This is a genomic window from Pedobacter cryoconitis (assembly GCF_003259615.1).
GTDB classification, from domain to species: domain Bacteria; phylum Bacteroidota; class Bacteroidia; order Sphingobacteriales; family Sphingobacteriaceae; genus Pedobacter; species Pedobacter cryoconitis.
The window spans coordinates 70,975-88,366 of the sequence record NZ_QLLR01000002.1 but is presented as its reverse complement, the minus strand read 5'-3'; the positions used below and the strand labels follow the sequence as shown (position 1 = coordinate 88,366).

The 17,392-nt window shown below is 39.9% G+C and carries 18 protein-coding genes; 8 read left to right on the top strand and 10 right to left on the bottom strand.

Annotated features, from left to right (window positions below; genetic code table 11):
- Window positions 1-196 precede the first annotated feature (196 nt).
- Window positions 197-910: a glycosyltransferase family 2 protein gene (locus tag LY11_RS03300; protein WP_111632317.1), complete on the top strand. Its 714-nt coding sequence runs from the start codon at window positions 197-199 to the stop codon at window positions 908-910.
- Between the two features lie 6 nt (window positions 911-916).
- On the opposite strand, the gene LY11_RS03295 is transcribed toward LY11_RS03300, so the two are convergent.
- Complete coding sequence (locus LY11_RS03295) at window positions 917-1,249, bottom strand: SMR family transporter (RefSeq protein ID WP_111632633.1); 333 nt, start codon at window positions 1,247-1,249, stop codon at window positions 917-919.
- 175 nt (window positions 1,250-1,424) lie between these two features.
- Between LY11_RS03295 and LY11_RS03290 the strand changes: the two genes are divergently transcribed.
- The 5 genes from LY11_RS03290 to LY11_RS26860 all read left to right on the top strand — a co-directional run bounded on the left by LY11_RS03290 (window position 1,425) and on the right by LY11_RS26860 (window position 4,385).
- The gene (locus LY11_RS03290; protein WP_146610795.1) at window positions 1,425-1,919 is read left to right on the top strand and encodes a hypothetical protein; all 495 of its coding nucleotides are present in this window, start codon (window positions 1,425-1,427) and stop codon (window positions 1,917-1,919) included.
- A 36-nt stretch (window positions 1,920-1,955) separates the two neighbouring features.
- Window positions 1,956-2,519 (top strand): hypothetical protein, encoded by a 564-nt coding sequence (locus LY11_RS03285; protein ID WP_111632315.1) that lies wholly within the window; start codon window positions 1,956-1,958, stop codon window positions 2,517-2,519.
- 247 nt (window positions 2,520-2,766) lie between these two features.
- Complete coding sequence (locus LY11_RS03280) at window positions 2,767-3,093, top strand: SnoaL-like domain-containing protein (protein ID WP_111632314.1); 327 nt, start codon at window positions 2,767-2,769, stop codon at window positions 3,091-3,093.
- Window positions 3,094-3,171: 78 nt separating this feature from the next.
- Window positions 3,172-3,363, top strand: coding sequence for a cold-shock protein (locus LY11_RS03275; RefSeq protein ID WP_068396992.1), 192 nt, complete (start codon window positions 3,172-3,174; stop codon window positions 3,361-3,363).
- A gap of 149 nt (window positions 3,364-3,512) precedes the next feature.
- The gene (locus LY11_RS26860; protein ID WP_211321472.1) at window positions 3,513-4,385 is read left to right on the top strand and encodes a glycosyltransferase family 10 domain-containing protein; all 873 of its coding nucleotides are present in this window, start codon (window positions 3,513-3,515) and stop codon (window positions 4,383-4,385) included.
- A gap of 34 nt (window positions 4,386-4,419) precedes the next feature.
- On the opposite strand, the gene bioA is transcribed toward LY11_RS26860, so the two are convergent.
- Genes bioA through LY11_RS03245 form a run of 5 tightly spaced genes read right to left on the bottom strand, consistent with a single transcriptional unit; the run spans window position 4,420 to window position 9,091 of the window.
- Window positions 4,420-5,709: an adenosylmethionine--8-amino-7-oxononanoate transaminase gene (gene bioA, locus LY11_RS03265; protein WP_111632313.1), complete on the bottom strand. Its 1,290-nt coding sequence runs from the start codon at window positions 5,707-5,709 to the stop codon at window positions 4,420-4,422.
- Window positions 5,706-6,707, bottom strand: a complete 1,002-nt coding sequence (gene bioB / locus LY11_RS03260; RefSeq protein WP_111632312.1) for a biotin synthase BioB — start codon at window positions 6,705-6,707, stop codon at window positions 5,706-5,708. Before bioB ends, bioA begins: the two co-directional genes overlap by 4 nt.
- 11 nt (window positions 6,708-6,718) lie before the next feature.
- Complete coding sequence (bioD, locus tag LY11_RS03255; protein WP_111632311.1) at window positions 6,719-7,351, bottom strand: dethiobiotin synthase; 633 nt, start codon at window positions 7,349-7,351, stop codon at window positions 6,719-6,721.
- Between the two features lie 5 nt (window positions 7,352-7,356).
- On the bottom strand, window positions 7,357-8,484 hold the full coding sequence (locus tag LY11_RS03250) for an aminotransferase class I/II-fold pyridoxal phosphate-dependent enzyme (protein WP_111632310.1): 1,128 nt from the start codon (window positions 8,482-8,484) through the stop codon (window positions 7,357-7,359).
- Between the two features lies 1 nt (window position 8,485).
- Window positions 8,486-9,091 carry a hypothetical protein gene (locus LY11_RS03245; RefSeq protein ID WP_111632309.1) on the bottom strand — a complete coding sequence of 202 codons (606 nt, stop codon included), beginning with the start codon at window positions 9,089-9,091 and terminating at the stop codon, window positions 8,486-8,488.
- Between the two features lie 67 nt (window positions 9,092-9,158).
- Between LY11_RS03245 and LY11_RS03240 the strand changes: the two genes are divergently transcribed.
- Together LY11_RS03240 and LY11_RS03235 are read left to right on the top strand one after the other, a co-directional pair.
- Window positions 9,159-10,643 (top strand): aminotransferase-like domain-containing protein, encoded by a 1,485-nt coding sequence (locus tag LY11_RS03240; RefSeq protein ID WP_111632308.1) that lies wholly within the window; start codon window positions 9,159-9,161, stop codon window positions 10,641-10,643.
- A gap of 345 nt (window positions 10,644-10,988) precedes the next feature.
- On the top strand, window positions 10,989-12,200 hold the full coding sequence (locus LY11_RS03235; RefSeq protein ID WP_111632307.1) for a glycosyltransferase family 4 protein: 1,212 nt from the start codon (window positions 10,989-10,991) through the stop codon (window positions 12,198-12,200).
- Here the strand turns inward: LY11_RS03235 and LY11_RS03230 are convergent, their stop codons facing one another.
- From LY11_RS03230 to LY11_RS03215, 4 genes are all read right to left on the bottom strand, one after another.
- On the bottom strand, window positions 12,201-14,573 hold the full coding sequence (locus LY11_RS03230) for a mechanosensitive ion channel family protein (RefSeq protein WP_111632306.1): 2,373 nt from the start codon (window positions 14,571-14,573) through the stop codon (window positions 12,201-12,203).
- A 16-nt stretch (window positions 14,574-14,589) separates the two neighbouring features.
- Window positions 14,590-15,705, bottom strand: a complete 1,116-nt coding sequence (locus tag LY11_RS03225; protein WP_111632305.1) for a GNAT family N-acetyltransferase — start codon at window positions 15,703-15,705, stop codon at window positions 14,590-14,592.
- Window positions 15,706-15,820: 115 nt separating this feature from the next.
- Window positions 15,821-16,243, bottom strand: a complete 423-nt coding sequence (locus tag LY11_RS03220) for a secondary thiamine-phosphate synthase enzyme YjbQ (protein ID WP_111632304.1) — start codon at window positions 16,241-16,243, stop codon at window positions 15,821-15,823.
- A 5-nt stretch (window positions 16,244-16,248) separates the two neighbouring features.
- The gene (locus LY11_RS03215) at window positions 16,249-17,379 is read right to left on the bottom strand and encodes a thiol-activated cytolysin family protein (RefSeq protein WP_111632303.1); all 1,131 of its coding nucleotides are present in this window, start codon (window positions 17,377-17,379) and stop codon (window positions 16,249-16,251) included.
- Window positions 17,380-17,392: the final 13 nt, after the last annotated feature.

Here is a 17,392-nt window from a genome sequence, read left to right as displayed (position 1 = left end):
ACAAAATGATTTTGAGAAATCTTGACATAGCTTTGTTTTGACTTGAAGGTAATTAACTACTTCTTGATTTAAATGGGTCAAAAGTTCCATAATTACTATAAAAAAGCAATAAACAGGGTCAAATGTCCCTAAATACAAGACTGAGGATAACCATCTGATTTTGTTTGTAACTTGTCATAACAAATACAGGTATCCTATGAAAAGCAAGACCGAAATTGACATCATTATCTTAAGCTTCGCACAGAACGAAGAGCTAAAACTGATTACACAGCATTGCATCAACTCTTTAATGGCCTCAGAAGATCAGGAAACCATTAAGTTCAACGTCGTTGTCATGGAGTCACAACAAGAGATGAAGCCCTTTCAATATAAAAATACGACTACAATATACCCTGAAGAAGCATTTGGTTATCATCGGTATATGAATATTGGAATCGATATTACTTCCTCCAAATATGTTTGCCTGTGCAATAACGACCTGCATTTCCACCCAGGCTGGGCTACTGAAATATTAAAATCCTTCCATAAATATTATGACCTGTCGAGCGCATCTCCTTTTTGTTCTCTTCATCACCCAAAAATGGGATTTGAGCAGGATAATGGGCTTTATACGGGCTACCGCAGCAGATATGAAGTTGCGGGATGGTGTCTGTTTTTGAAACGTGATGTTTTCAGGCTCACCGGAAAACTGGATGAAAACTATCAATTTTGGTGTGCCGATAATGATTATGCCAATACATTAGCCGCATTAAAACTCAGACATGCACTGGTTTCCTCCTCGGTAGTAGATCATCTGGACAGTTGTACTTTAGACCAGCAGGCAGAAGAAGCCGCGATTGCTGCCAGTGAATTTTTTTATCTGGAGAAAAAGTGGAACCATAGAAAGATGGCTGGCTGGACTTGTGTATAATTTCGGCTAGTGTCCGGAATTTTTTGAGAATAAATTGATCACAATTACGCCAATTATGATGAGTACCATGCCTACAACAGCTGGCATATCAGGTTTTTGTTTGTAAAAAATGGTTCCCAACGTTGTAACTAAAACTATGCCCACGCCAGACCAGATTGCATAAGCAATTCCAAGATCCATTTTTCTTAAGGTCAGACTTAGTAAATAAAAGGCTACTGCATATCCACAGAAGACAATAACAGAGGGCCAGAACCTTGTAAACTCCTCTGATGCCTTTAAAGCTGTAGTCGCTATGATTTCTGAAATGATAGCAAGGAAAAAGAATATATATGTTTTCATAAGGAGGGAGTTACTCGCAGTTATCTTAAGTAATTTATTTACCCTCAATTTAAAAATCATTGGCCCCGCATTGCAGGGTCAAAAGTCCCAAAAAACCAATCACCTGATTACCCTTTCGATTTCTTTGTAACTTGGAACTGACCGTGAAATCCAACACTAAATTTAACAACAGTTTATGAGTAGTATGACATCCTTTTTAGCATATGCAGAGGCCAGAGACCGTGTTTTAAAACCTATTGATGGGGTAATTATGTATCCCTTTGAAGAAACTGCCATTCCCCAATATGTTTATTTTATGCCCAAAATACTGACCGAAGAAGAACGTCTCAGTGAGTTCTTCAAACATCAGTTTCTGTATCTTCCTGACCTGTTTTATGTGCTGTATTTTAATCCCATCCGGTGGATACTTCCAGATCTTGCAGAGCGGATCCAGTCTTTAGAATGTATACCCGTAGGTTATGGCAAAGACCGGAAATTATTCCAATTGAGCTATGGAAGAATCACTTTTGATGTTACACCAGTAAGCGAAGAACCAGACTTTGAAGAACAGACTATATTCAGAGTGCCCCTGTATATCGCTGAAACGAATTTCTTCATCAACGTAGTCGAACTGCCCAATAACATGGGGACTCCCAAGCTATTCGAAAAGGTAGACTTTACCTGGCAATAGTGTAAAATATCCATTCACATTTAACCCACCAATCAGATGAAAATAATAGAAAAAATTGACCGGCATGAAGTCCTCAGAAGATGGGCAATAGGGGAAGTATATTCAGAATTCTTCAACCCACTTTATGAATCAGGACGAGAAGAGACTATGAAAATGCTCTTTTCGGGTAACCGCTACCTGGAACGGGAGGGGATAGATGTAGTATTGGAATTCAAACAAAGTCTGGTAGACTCAATTTCCCTGTATGTCAAATGGTACAAAGCAATATTGGAAATTAACAGATCAGATCTTGATATGGTTTATACCCTGCAACTGCCTGGTTGGGAAAGAAATACAGATGGATCTTACCTGGTAGCCGATGCGGCCAGAAACATTAATGAAATGCCATTTCTTGATCCACGGGTTACCGGTATCTACAACGCGCTCAAAGACGGAGAAGTTAAACTGCAAGGGATTACCCTTTTGGCTGTAGACAAGATCGGGCCATATGTAGCAGTAGAAGGAACAGGAAGATTAACCAGTATTTACATGGCGCAACAACTGAACAGCCTGGATTTGATTAAAGACAATCAGGTGGAAGTCGCTTTAGGATTATATTAATGGGATATATCAACAGATTTAATTACGGAAGATACAACAGGTATCGCCACTACCATACCAAGTTATGTGCAAAATATAATCTTAAAAATTATTATAGAAAGCTATATCGATTATTCAGGAAAACTAAAACGAAATAGCTTTTTTAAGTTATTTTATTTTCTTATTTATTTGATTATCATATACTTAAGTATCAATATTTCTTTTGTAATTTCGGGTATTTAATTAAATATATCAAAATTAATCAATAATGAACACTCAGGAAGTTGCGGATAAATTCATTCAATTTTGGCGGGATGGTAAAAATGAGGACGCTATCAAAGCATTTTATTCAGACCATACTATTCATCAAACCCCGGGGTTTTTGTATTCCAGGAAGATGGAGCAAACCGATGCTGCAGAAATCTCTGAACTGTTGGTAGTCGGGGAGTATTTTTGTTTGCGGCTAAAAATGGATGTGACCCTTAAAGACATCGGTAGAAGCACTTTAAATGAATCATGGGTATTCGAAGTCAAAGGGGGCAAGATTGTTTACGAACGCTTCTTTAACTACAATACCAAGGCCGTTTTAGTCTGATAAGAAAAATATTATTCGTTTTTTTAAAGTATATGAAAATATATAACTACATTTGTGAATATTTATAATAATAATACAATGCAAGAAGGAGTAGTAAAATTTTTTAATGAAACTAAAGGTTTCGGATTTATCGTACCAGCAAATGGTGACAGTGAAATCTTTGTTCATTCAACAGGCCTAATGGCTAGCATCCGTGAGAACGATAAAGTTACTTATGATGTAGAAGAAGGCCGTAAAGGTCTTAACGCAATTAATGTTCAGTTAGTTTAAGTTTATTAACTATATAATTGACCTAGACCGGTCCGATTTATCGGACCGGTTTTTTTATGCCCGATAGGGTCATATGTCCCAAAATACGTGGAGACTATGCGCTGCTTTTCCCATTCTTTATCTTAGGTATCTATAAAAAGCAAATACCAATGATAAAAATCAAATTTCTCTCCAACTATGACGGTTCAGAGAACCTGTTGAAAAGATTTAAAGCAAATTATCTTATTAAAGACAGTGATTTGGCCTTTACCATTGCAAACGATTATGACTATGCTGTGGTGTTCAACCGTACCGATGAACCCATTACCCCGAAAGCTAAGGTGATTACTGTCATTCAGGAGCCCTCCTGGAGTAAAGCCCATGAATACATCGATTTCTTGCTGCACAGTGACTATGTGCTCGTTCATGATCCTGAATTATTTGAAAAAACACACAACCTTCATATCGGAGGAGACGTGATCATATCACCTTCCTATATGTTTTATCATGATCATGTACCACACGCATTTTTTGATGCAGCTGCAAATACCAAAAAAGAGAAAAAGCTCTCTATGATAGTTTCCTATTTAAACAAGCCCATAGGAAACTATCACAAACGTATAGGTCTTTTAAATAAAATACTAGACTCAGATCTGGACATTGATATTTATGGTAAGCGATTGGAAATTGAAGACAGGCGATTTAAAGGCGCATTGGAATACAAATTTAGCGGATTACTGCCCTACGAGTACTCTATTGCAATTGAAAATTCAAACGAATGGAATTATGTGACAGAAAAATTTGTGGATTGTGCCTTATGTAATACTATTCCTATCTATAACGGTGCACCGAATATCAGTGATATTTACGATGAACGTTATATCAGGACAATTGATCTGGATAGTCCCACTATATTAGCAGATATCAAAAATATTATTAAAGAACCAGCTCCACTATCCACAAGAAATAAAGATATTTATTTCAATCACTATAACCTGTATACAAAACTTAAGGAGATTATTTTAGAGAAACGCTTTGGATAAAAAACAGGGGGCTATTAAAAAGCCCCCTGTGTACTTAATAAAGTCCCAGTGCCCCCTCGATCTCTTCGTAAATACGATCCAGATCTTCATCGCTAATACAATAAGGTGGCAGAATATAAATTACATTTCCCAGCGGACGCATTAAAATTCCCTTATTCAAAAAGTAATCATATAATAAATTCCTCAGGTCGTCGAAATAAGAAGTGCCAGTTTCACTACGCCACTCAATAGCTAAAATTGTACCCGTCTGTCTTGCCGATTCCACCCGCATGTGTCCTTTTATCCTTTGAAGGAAGCCAGCATGTTTGCCACAGATCCGGTCTATATGCTGCTGAGTTTCCTCCCGCAGTAATAAATCAATGCTCGCAGAAGCTGCCGTACAGGCCAGTGGGTTTGCGGTAAAAGAATGTCCATGAAACAAAGTCTTCATCTTATCTTCTGATAAAAACGCATTATAAATCTCCTGCGAACAAGTCGTTACCCCTAAAGGCATTGTCCCTCCGGTCAAGCCCTTGGAAAAACACATTACATCTGGTTTTTCTACCAAATGATTTGCAGCAAAATGTTTCCCTGTGCGCCCGAATCCGGTAAAAACCTCATCCTGTATCATCAGTACATTTTCCGACCTGCAATGCCTCATTAACTCATCCAATTCAGCGGCTCCATACATTAACATTCCCGCAGATCCCTGAACCAGAGGTTCATAAACAAAACAGGCCAGCTGATCACTAACCGCAGAAATCTGCTTTTTCAGCCCGGGTAAATTTTCTGCTGTAGGAAGATCAATGTACAGCACCTCAAATAAATAAGTATCAAAAGGAGCTGTCCACGCGCTGCGGCCGCTAACCGACATCGCACCAAAAGTGTCTCCATGATAGCCATTTTGAAAAGCCATTACTTTGGTTTTTGACTTTTTCTGATTGTGCCAATACTGCATACACATCTTTAAAGCCACCTCTACTGAGGTAGACCCGTTATCCGTGTAAAACACTTTTTCCTGATTTTGAGGCAGCATGTCCAATAGCTTTTCAGCAAGTTCAACGGCAGGCTCATGTGTGAAACCTGCAAAAATCACCTGGTCAAGCTTTTTGATTTGTGCAGCTACCCGGTCCGCAATGTAAGGGTGGGAGTGGCCATGAAGAATTACCCACCACGAAGAGATCGCGTCAATATACTGCCGTCCTTCCTCATCAAACAGATAAGAGCCTTCAGCACGGACAATCGCTGTAGGGATAATTGCATTTAACATTTGGGTATAAGGATGCCAGATGACTTTTAAATCTCTTTCAGTTAAACTTAAGGTATCTTCTTCTACTAAGCTCATAATACAGGGTTTGTGTTTATTGATTTCTCTTTTTGCATAGGTTTTAAACCTAACAAATCAAACATTTTCCGGTCGTCATCCAACCTTGGATTTGGGGTAACCAGCAGTTCCTCACTTTCACTGGTGAAAATAGAATTGGCACCAGCCATGAAACACCAGGACTGTTCTTCAGTCGTCATTTCTGCGCGTCCGGCACTTAACCTGACCATAGACTTTGGCATCAGGATTCTTGCTGTAGCAATCATTCTGACCATTTCCCACGCGTCAACTTTTGGTAAATCAGCCAATGGCGTACCCTTTACTCTTGCCAGTGCATTTACAGGAACAGATTCCGGATGCTGCGCCAGCGTTGACAAAGTATGGAGCATGTTAATCCGGTCTGCATGTGTTTCTCCCAGTCCGATGATCCCACCCGAACACACAGAAATTCCTGCTTTTCTGACATTGTTCAAGGTGGATAACCGGTCATCATAGGTACGTGTATTGATAATTTCCTGATAATAATCTTTAGAAGTATCCAGATTATGATTATAAGCATATAATCCAGCCTCCTGTAGTCTTGCGGCTTGTGTTTCGCTGATCATGCCAAGCGTACAACAAACCTCTAAACCAATCTCATTTACACCCTGTACCATTTCAAGTATGTTTTCAAAATCCCGGTTATCGCGTACTTCGCGCCATGCTGCGGCCATACAAAAACGCGAAGAACCAGAATCCTTGGCTCTTTGTGCAATAGCCACTACATCATCCTTTGACATTAATGCTTTTACCGTGATTCCTGTATGATAGCGGGCCGCCTGCCCACAATAAGAACAATCCTCCGGGCAGCCACCAGTTTTTACAGATAATAAAGTGCAAACCTGAACCTCGCTGGCTTTATGCCATTGACGATGCACAGTTGCAGCCTGGTAAACAAGCTCCAGCAGCGGCTGATGATAGATGCTTTCGATTTCCTGGATAGACCAGTCATTGCGTATAGTTATAGTATTATTGTTCATGCTAAATAAATTTAATTGATAATTGGAATAGGACTAAACTGAAAAGGTGCATTAGCAATTGCTTCTCTGTTAATTGTTTTGAATTCAGGCAACTTGCTCCATGTACTGTTTTTTGGCAGATGATGAAGAAGTACATTCAAGGTGTCAAAATCGAAATCTCCATTGAGCACTAAATGTTTCAGTGGGATGTTTTTACTCGTTAAAGCATGGATGCTTAATAAAGTATGGTTAATACAACCCAGGTAGTTTCTGGCTACCAATACTACATCTGCACCTAAAAGCCTGATCAGGTCAATCATCAGAAACCGGTGGGAAAGCGGAACGAATAAGCCACCAGCACCCTCAATTAATAACTGGTTGTCCGTTTCAGGGAGGTAGAAATCCTGAAGAGATATTTCAATTCCTTCACTTTTTGCTGCGCGATGTGGTGATTCTGCCATTTCGAATTGAAATGTTTCAGGATGAAAAACACTTCTGTCATTGCTGATCAGACGTTTCACCTTGTCGGTATCAGTGTTGTTCAGGTCTCCCGCTTGCACAGGTTTCCAGTAATCAGCTTTCAGTTGTTCAGTAATTACGGCAGAAACAATAGTCTTTCCGACTTCAGTGCCAATGCCAGTGATGAATAAGGGTTTATTGTCCATATAATTTATTGACTCAGTTGTTTAATATGATAGCATAATTCGAGAATCTCATCATCCGTATTATGAGTATGAATACAGATACGCAGCCTTTCCTTTCCTTTTGGGACAGTAGGGCTTAAAATTGGCCGTACATCAAAACCTTTGCTTTGTAAAGCACGGCTGAATTGGATGGCCTCCGCATTTCCGGCAATAGCCAGGCAATGTATTGCACCTATATTGCTGATGCATCCTGTATGGTGCTGAAGCGGTAAATTAGCCTTCAGGAGCGAAGATTTATGGTGTAAAGCAGTCCAAGGTTCATTGAGTGCTAAAAGATGCTTGTAAGCAACTTGTATTCCCAGCAGCTGAGAGAAGGGTAGGGCGGTAGTGTAGATAAAGGGACGCGCGAAGTTAATGAGGTAATCTCTCAGTAAATCAGTGCCTAATATAATTGAACCATGTAAGCCCAGTGCTTTTCCAAACGTAACGATGCGTGCAAAAACCAGTTGTTGTATTCCCAGTGAATCAACTAACCCAGTGCCGATCACACCAAAAGCATGTGCCTCGTCAACGATTAAATGTGCCTGATATTTTGTACATAACTTCGCAATGCCAAGCAAATCGGCACTGTCCCCGTCCATTGAATAAATACTTTCCACCGCGACATAACATACTCCGGTACTTCTTTTCAGTTTTTTTTCCAGGTCTTCCAGATCATTATGGCTGAACTTAAACCGTGAAGCAAAACTCAATCTTGCCCCGTCAATAACCGAAGCATGGATGAGCTCATCATAAAGGATCGTATCGCCTTTTTGAGGCAGGCAGGAAAATATCGCAGAATTTGCTGCATATCCAGCATTGAAAATCAATCCATTTGCTGCCTGATGATAACCTGCAATCTCCTGTTCCAGCGCTTCAGTAAAAGCAGAATTGCCGCTAAGTAACCTGGAGCCTGTTGCGCCATTTGCTGCCTGCGGGTGTTTTTTTAGTGCTTCCTGAATCGCCTGATGCAACTCATAAGAGCGTGCTAAACCTAAATAATCATTTGAGCTGAAGTCATACAAATCATTCTCTTTCTGTAAACTACGAAAAGTATAATTAGCCTGTCTTAGCCTTAATTTATCCAGCATTATTTCGTTAGCGCCATGTTTCATCCTATACAGCTTTGGCTAAATCATTGATCCAGTCCTGGTATAATACGGCTTCTATAGCAGTAATCCTTTCCGCATGACTCTCCCAGTTTGTGGAGAAATTTTTGAGCTGTACAGTCATTTCCTCCAGATGTCCCTGTTCTTCCAGAATAATAGAACGTACGCTAACCTTGCTCTTTTGCTGGGTAAGTACTGCCTGATAAATCGGGTAAATCAAGTCGGCGCGTACCTCGATCGCATAAGTTACCAGTAAATAAGCCGCAAACTTTAAAGCCGAACCAGTTAACTGGAGGTGGTCCCTTAAATAACGGCTGGTCATTACATCGAGCTTATTCAGGTAGTACTTACTGCTATAAGGTGATAGCAGGTAGTCCGGCTCATAAGTAGGGCATGCAGTTGCATTTAACCTGGCTATTTGTTTCTTCAGATAGAAGGCATGGCGGTGTTCTTCCGCCGCATGTTTTAATACCATATAGGTGGATGTTTCAGGCCTTTCATTCGCTGATATCTTTCTAGCCCCGATATTCTCCTGCAAAGAGAGTGTGTTCAGGAAGCGGGCATGAGTGTGGTCATTGCTGACTATATGTTGAAGAAGCTCTTCTAATTCCATTGGTTTCATTTGTTTGTGCCAAAAGTATTACCTTGCCGGACAGTTAATAGGTACCAGTTTTAAGTTTATGAGTAGTCCGGTTCAAATTTCTTTTCAAAGTGTTATTCGTATCGATAGGTTATTAGATCGTCCGGTATATCTTCAAATTGCCCATCAAATGATCAATGCGATACAAAGAGGGGTGCTTTTGGCTGGTGTTCAGCTGCCCGGAACACGAAGTCTGGCAGAAGATCTTCAAGTGCACCGAAAAACTATTATTGCTGCATATGACGAGCTGGATGCACAAGGATGGACTGAAATAAGGCCAAATAAGGGTACTTTTGTGAGAAATAAAGGGCCACAGGAAAACATTGCGCTGCAATCTTATGATGAAAAAATTCTGACCAGTTATCCTGCAGAAACAGGTTACCGCTTTAAACAAAGCATTCTGCTCGACGTTTTAACCGTGAGTTCCACAGCAGGATTGGAGTTTAATGATGGTCTGCCCGATATAAGGCTGCTTCCATTAGACCGGTTGTCCAAAGTTTATGGCGGAATTTTAAAGAGCAAAACCAATTACAAGCACTTCGGCTATTCTCACGTAGAAGGAAATGAATACTTCAGGGAAACACTTGCATCCTATCTGAATAATACCAGGGGATTACATATTAATAAGAATAACATACTCACTACCAGGGGTATTCATATGAGTATTTATATGGCATCCAGTATGCTGATCGAGCCTGGGGACCTGGTTATTGTCGGCGATTTAAGTTATTATCTCGCAAATATGTGTTTTCAGCAGTGCGGAGGCAGGATAATCTCTGTTCCTGTAGATGCAGACGGAATATCTGTAGACGCAATCCGGGAGTTATGCAAGACCAAAAAGATCAGGATGCTATACCTCACGCCACACCATCATTATCCAACCACAGTTACCCTGAGTGCTGAGCGCAGAGTCGAATTGTTGCAGCTTGCGCTTACTTATGGCTTTATTATCCTGGAAGACGATTATGATTATGACTTTCATTATAACGGGAATTCAGTGTTGCCGCTGGCCAGTGCAGATACCAATGGAATGGTGGTTTACATTGGTTCGTTTTGTAAATCACTGGCACCCGGTTTCCGTTCAGGATACCTGATTGCTCCTGAAAATCTGATCAGGGAAATGGCCAAATTCCGAAGGCTGGTAGACAGGCAGGGAGATATGTTAATGGAACAGGCGCTGGCTGAATTACTCGAAGAAAAAGAGATTCAGCGTCATTTGAAAAAGGCAGTGAAAATCTACCAGGAGCGCCGTGATACTTTTGTGAATTTACTCCGGGAGCAGCTCGGAGAAGAGCTTAGTTTTTCTTCGCCACCCGGCGGATTATCAGTCTGGACAAAATGGAATCCTCAATTGAACCTGATGCGGATCAGTAAAAATTGTTTGAAGAGAAACCTGCATCTTCCTCAGGAGTTATTGTACCAGACAGACAGCTTTACAGCAATGAGATTAGGCTTCGGAAATCTGACTACCGGAGAGCTTGAAGAAGCAGTACACCTCTTAACTCAGGCCGTAAAAGAAAGTTGAAAAATAATATTAAATCAAGTTATCATTTGATAGTATTGTTTTTATAACATTTTGTTATTCAGTTGTTTTTTATTATTCATATTATTTTAGTGTTTAGCTGGCAAGATAGGTTGATCCAGCGTTGTTTTCTTGATGAATTTCAGATAAAAATGCAGATGCCCCGATAATATATACTTGTATTTTGGGACATATGACCCTTTTACGGCTTAAAAAAGTACGTAAATTGTTTGCCTGATGCAGAAAATATTACGCTATAAACCCGACATGATCAAACTTAGTATTAAGCCCGCAAGGCAATAATATTTTATTCATCAAGACTCCATCTGACAAAAAAATAATAAATAGATGAAAAGGATAAAAATTATGGAGGCCGGAAATCAATTAGGCCTGAGAGGTGCTGGATATACCATTCGGTTAATCAGTAAATTCCTTAACAAAGAGAGTTTCGAAGTCACAGTTGTTGGCGTAAAAGAAGGCGGGGAAGGAGTGGAATTGATCAGGGAATCAGGTGTCAATGTTATTTTGCTCAACGCAGATCTCAATAAATTTACCAAACTGCTTCAGGAAACTGACGTATTTCATTGGCACGGAGACGGCTCGCTGGATCCGGAGCTCTTTGCTATCGTAAAAGCAAACAAACCAAAGCTCGTGCTGATGACCAATAACGCTGGTATGGCTGAGCATTCAAGCTATTACAAGCTGATAGACTATGACTTATTTATATCAAAAATGATTCTTGTCCGCCGGATGCTTGCTGATCGTGATCTGGAAGACGATTTTACCTCAAAAAGAAAAGTATTGTCAAATCCGGTTGATATTAGCCAGATCAATAGCCTGCTGCCAGCGCCGCATCAGGTGAAAGCATTTAAACAGCAAAATAACTTACAGAACTCCTTTATCGTGGGCAGGGCAGGCCGTTCAGATAACGCTAAATTTGACTTGGTTACGCTTGATGGATTCGCGGAATTTGCAAAAAAAGTGAACCATGCAAAGTTCCTGTTGGTCGGGGCCACCGCAGAGATCCTTGAATACGCAAAAAGCCTCGGCATAATGGATAAACTAATTGTTTTTGATACTACATCAGATCTGCAGCAGTTGTTGCTCTATTACCGCTCTATGGATGTATTTCTGGCTGCAAGTAAAGTTGGAGAAAACTTTGGAAAGTCAATTGCAGAAGCTATGGCCGTTGGGCTTCCGGTTATTACGGTGAATACCTTAAACCAGGATAACGTACAAATTGAGTTAGTAGATAATGGACAGACAGGCTTTGTGGTGTCACGTGATCCAAAGAACATTGCTGATGTGCTTTTTTTCTTGTATGAAGATGAAAAAATAAGGGAAATACTATCCGAATCCGCGAAGCGAAAGGCCGCTAAGCAATATAAAGCAGAGAAGATCGTCAAAAGTCTTGAAAATCTGATATATAGCCACCTTTACAGCACTATTGAGCTGAGTGAACAATCATTGGTCAAACCCTGTACTCAGGAAATTATAAATGATTATATCAACAGATGTTCTGATCTGTGGGAGCCGGAAATCAAACGTTATGCACTTTAATTATAAAATCTCAATGCCTTTTTCTTCCAGTTCATCAAAGATAACTGAGTTGATCGTGCTCTTTGTATTTTCGGCCATTGATATATCCTTACACCAGAAATATACCTTAATCATACTGCTGGTCTTGTTTTTTGGAACAATGATCACCTTAGGCTCTTTACCCGTAAAAATATTATCACTCGAAGCGACTGCATCCTTAATCAAATCAATAACTTCCTCTCTATGAAAAGGATTGCCGACTGAAAATTCGATCACTACCCGCATCTGATTATTCGTCAGCGTCCAGTTGATAATATTATTAGATAAAATAGCTCCGTTGGGAATAATAATCTCCGCGCCATCATCTGTCAATAAAGTACTTGCACGAATTCCGATCTCTTTAACCCGGCCCTTTTTGTCACTGATCTCCACTACATCGCCAATACGAACTGTTTTATCAAATATTAAAATGATACCGGAAACAAAATTACTTACAATATTCTGAAGCCCTAAGCCGATACCTACACCCAAAGCACCCAGTACAACGGTTATCTTGTCAATTGGCAGTCCGGAAGCCGCTACAGCGATTAAAAAGCCCCCTATAAGCAATACTAATTTCGTTACTATCAATTTAGAACGTTCTCCTTTGTTATCATCCAGGGAATCATCACCCGTGTCTCCAAAAAAGTAAGCAATGTACTTCTGAAGGAAATTAGCCACCCAAATGATGATCAGGAATAAAGCAATACCGCCAAAAGTGAAGATAAGCGTTCCAATGTGACGTTTTTCAGTTAAAAGGGACACTAAAAGCTCGTAAAATGTGTCAAATATATTCAGGTTGACCAATAATAACGTTAGCCAGATCAGGAATACCCCAATGCCTAACAAACTGCGCAGGCTTTTTACCACAGGCTCCCAGTCAAAATGTTCCGGATAATTCTTCCTGATTCTGCTCGTCTTGATTTGTAGTAAAAATGCTTCAGTAATCATTCCTGCAAGGATAATCAGCGATATGGCATGCAATAATGAACTTACAGCGCTGCTGTAGAAAATCTGGGTTAAAGTAAAACGGCCAAATAAATTACAGACAATTGCCAGTGAATTAAAGATGATATAAATTATACCAACGGTCTTCAATAACCTGTATTTTGCTGCTTTCTCTTTTAAAATTTTGTAACTATATAAGCCAAAAACGAGTGAAGCAATGCCGAATATCAATAATAACCAGCGCTGATAACGTGCAGGCATTCCCATCGCACGTAAGACAATTGGGAAAATCAACAGCAATACAAAAATACACCATTTATAGAAAACTGCTCTCGGAAGTCGCTTGAAAAGCAGGGCAGTAACACTTAAGGCCAGTAAAATATGGATTACCTCTATGTACAGCGCAGGGGCAAGCAAGTCAAAAACAGGTGCTAAAGTGAGGATGAAGATTAACGTAATCAGGTAAGGCTTTGGCCTGACGAAAGTGAAATTAAGATCTTTAACAGCATCCGATTTTCCTCTTTGTTTCAGGCTTTTAAAGTTAAAATAGACCCAGAAGAAAAAAGCAGCACCAAGTACTAATAATAAACGTCTCAGACCAGCGGTATACTCAAAGTAATACCTGGAAATCTGCTGTTCGCTATCCAGGAAACGCTGGAAATTGACACTTTTATTGGCCTTTTTATCTACAGATTCCCATAAATATCGTCTTTCCTTGCTGAATGCCTTGATACTTACAGAAGACAATTGAGTATCAGCTGCATATTTTAATTCCCTGACATTGATGATATTAGCAGATGTGCGTGCCTGAAGATTGTTAATCAAACCTGTATTGCTTTTAATCAGGCTGTCCATCACAATACGTTTCTTGCCCAGCTCAACAAATTCAGCTTTAAACATCCGCTTTAAAGAATCTGTTTTGAAGATTTTCATCAGCACGGTATCCTTGCGCAGCGTAAGAATCTGGGTTTTAAGCCCGTTTAATTCCTTCTCATAGCGTTGAAGATCTTCCATGCAGCCCAAATTGTTGGCTTCCAATTCATCAAGCAACGTTTGGTACATCTGCAGATTCTGTACATTCAGGGTGCGCTCACTTTGTGATAAACGCTTCTTCATCAAGCCGATTGCCGCTTCGTCCTGCGTTAAGTGCGTGGCGATAGGTTTCAGCAGGTAAAAAGAAGAAGTAGTTACCTGTACCTGGTTGATGGTTTCAAATACTTTACCCAACCTGAGCAAATAATCGCTCTTGTTGAGTACTGTCGAATCATTCAGGTAAGACAGATCGCTACTCCCTTTAGCAGCTTTCTTTTGCTGCGCCAAAAGCCCCGTACTAGTAAAAAATAATACGATAAACAGGATCAGCAATCCCGGGCGCTGAGCAATTGAAAAATGACTGTTGAATTTCATGTATACCTCTCAGGCCTTAAATTGGTTTTTCGTAGATTCTGTATTTTTTATACGGATCTCCTTTAATTGCACGGATTGCATTGTTGACTAAATCGTTGTGTTCCAGTGTCCAGGATGCCTCTGCGTACTTTAATCCTTTAGCTTTGTAAGCTTTAATGATATTGCCATACAAACAAGCTTCAATTCCCATTTTGCGGTAACCCTCCACTACGCCCAGCAACAAAATTCTGATTCCTGAAACCTTTTTCTTGTTCATCAGCAGTTTGAATAAACCAGTAGGGAATAACCTGCCGCGTTTAATTTTGATCAGGATCTCATTAATGTCCGGTACAGCGACACCAAACCCAACAATCTTTCCTTCCTGCTCTGCAACCAGGCAAAAATCAGGATCTAAAATTAATTTAAGGTCTTTGGCCTGGTAATCATATTCCTCATCATTCAATGGGACAAAACCCATGTTCTTATCCCATGCCTTATTATATACTTCACGAAGGTTTTCTGCTTCCTCCTTGAATTTTTTCATGTTAATTTTACGTATAGTGATATTACTGCGCAATAAACGTGACTGTAATTTATCCATTAACTGGACAGAACGGTCATCGTAATCATCACCACTCCACTTCCAGGCAATCAGGTCCACCTGTTTTGCCAATCCTGTTTGCTCCAGCAATGCAGGATAATAAGAAGCATTATAAGGCATCATCACTACCGGACGGGAATCAAAACCCTGGATAAGTAAACCGCAAGGCTCGTTCGTAGAAAAGTTAACAGGTCCGATCATTTTAGTCAAGCCTTTCTCTTTTAACCATTTTTCAGCTTCCTGAATCAGTAAAGAAGCGCTTTCTGCATCATTGATACAATCGAAAAAACCAAAAAAACCATCATTGGCATTGTTGGCAATATTGTGATTGTTATTTTGGATTGCGGCAATACGACCCGTTACCTGATCTCCATCATACAGCAAAAAAGTTTGCAGCGAAGAATGCTTATGAAAAGGATGGGTGGTTAACAAATCTTTTTGAGCAATAAACAATTCCGGAACATAGTACGGATCATTTTTGTAAAGCTCATGAGGAAAATCAATAAATGTTTTAAGTTCTTTTTTTGATTTTACCGCAATTATTTTTTTCATATGAATAATTTGATTGGAGAGGTGTATACCTGTTTATAAGCCGATTTTATATTTCGGTCTTCAAATATATTCAAATGGATAATAGATTGTATGATTCATTGGCATTTTGCCGCTATCATTCTCCCCAGGCGGTTAACATGATTGCTCTTGACCCCCCATAATTGCGATGTTCACACAGGTAAATTCCCTGCCATGTACCCAGCGCTAAACGCCCGTTACGAATTGGAATCATCAAAGACGTGTCCAGTAAAGCCGTTTTCAGGTGAGCAGGCATATCATCCGAACCTTCCTCATCGTGCAGATAATCCGGATCATTCTCCGGAACTGCTTTATTAAAAAATATTTCGAAATCATGGCGCACTGTCGGGTCAGCATTCTCATTAATGGTTAGCGAAGCAGAGGTATGTTGAATAAAAACCTGGCACATCCCGGTTTTTAGTTCACTGATTTCGGGAAACTCTTGCAGAATATCAGAAGTAATCAGGTGAAAACCTCTTTTTCTTTCTCTGAGCAGGATAGAATGCTGATAAAATTTCATTTTCTTTATTTAGTGCTGTTAATTTTTTCCCGCTGTACATCGATACGAACTTTGTATCCATCCTGAAGGGTTCTGCCATAATCAACGATATTTCTCATGTAATAATATAACGGACTACCATAATTTGAAACAGAAAAAGTTCCCGGATTTTGAATCAGGTCCATAAAACCCTTTATTTTCTGTAAACCAGCAGCATTTTGTACCGCTTCTATACCGCTGGCACTGTACCCATTCAGGTAAGTATGTATTTCGGCATTTGCAACAATTTTCAGCTGCGCTTCAGTTAATGGATCGGAAGTTTTGATTCGGTTTACAATGACATTCAGCGTCTCACGGGTGGTATCGGCCTGAACAGCTAATAAACCCATTCTGCCATATTCTATGCTGCTGATATAGCTCAGATTCTCATTCTGAAGCAGCTTATCATTTGCAGGATCTTTGAAAATGCTGCTTGTATGCAAACTCATATCCACACTGAAATTAATTTGTGAAACTTTCCATACCAATCCATTTCTTACTTTAGCCACAGTAGCAGCAGGCTTTGTTTTAACATGGAATAAGGCGGCTATGTCTACGTTTCCACCAAAAAAAATGTTCAGTTCGTTAAGATGTGTGAAAGGAAAACTATTAAAAGTGAAACTTTGAGATTGATTCGCACCCGAATAATTTGCCAGCAGATTTTGTAAAAATGTGGTGGTGCCCAGATAAGAAGGGTTTGCTATAACCGGATTTTTAACTCCCGGATAATAATTACTGGAACTAACTGACACTGGGTTTAATTCATATTGCTCCACTAATTCAGGGGCTATATTTTTACCGATACTATTTATTTTTACAATAGCACCATGGTAAATCTTTTGCTGGAAGGAAGGTAAAATGAGTAATCCGTTGAAAAGTGCAGGTTCCAGTAAAAGCGTATGACTGCTGCCATCCGCCCACGTACTATCCTTAAGCACCGTGAATCCGCTCAAAGAGGCCATATCTTCCAATTTCATGTACTGGCTTAACCCGACAGGCGGAACTACTACCGGAGGGATGACAACTGGCGGATCAACCGGGTTGTCAGTTTTCTTACAAGCCGCGGATAATAAAACAAGAAAAGAAAGTGCTGAAACAGATAGGTTGAATTTCTTCATGGGTAAATGTGAT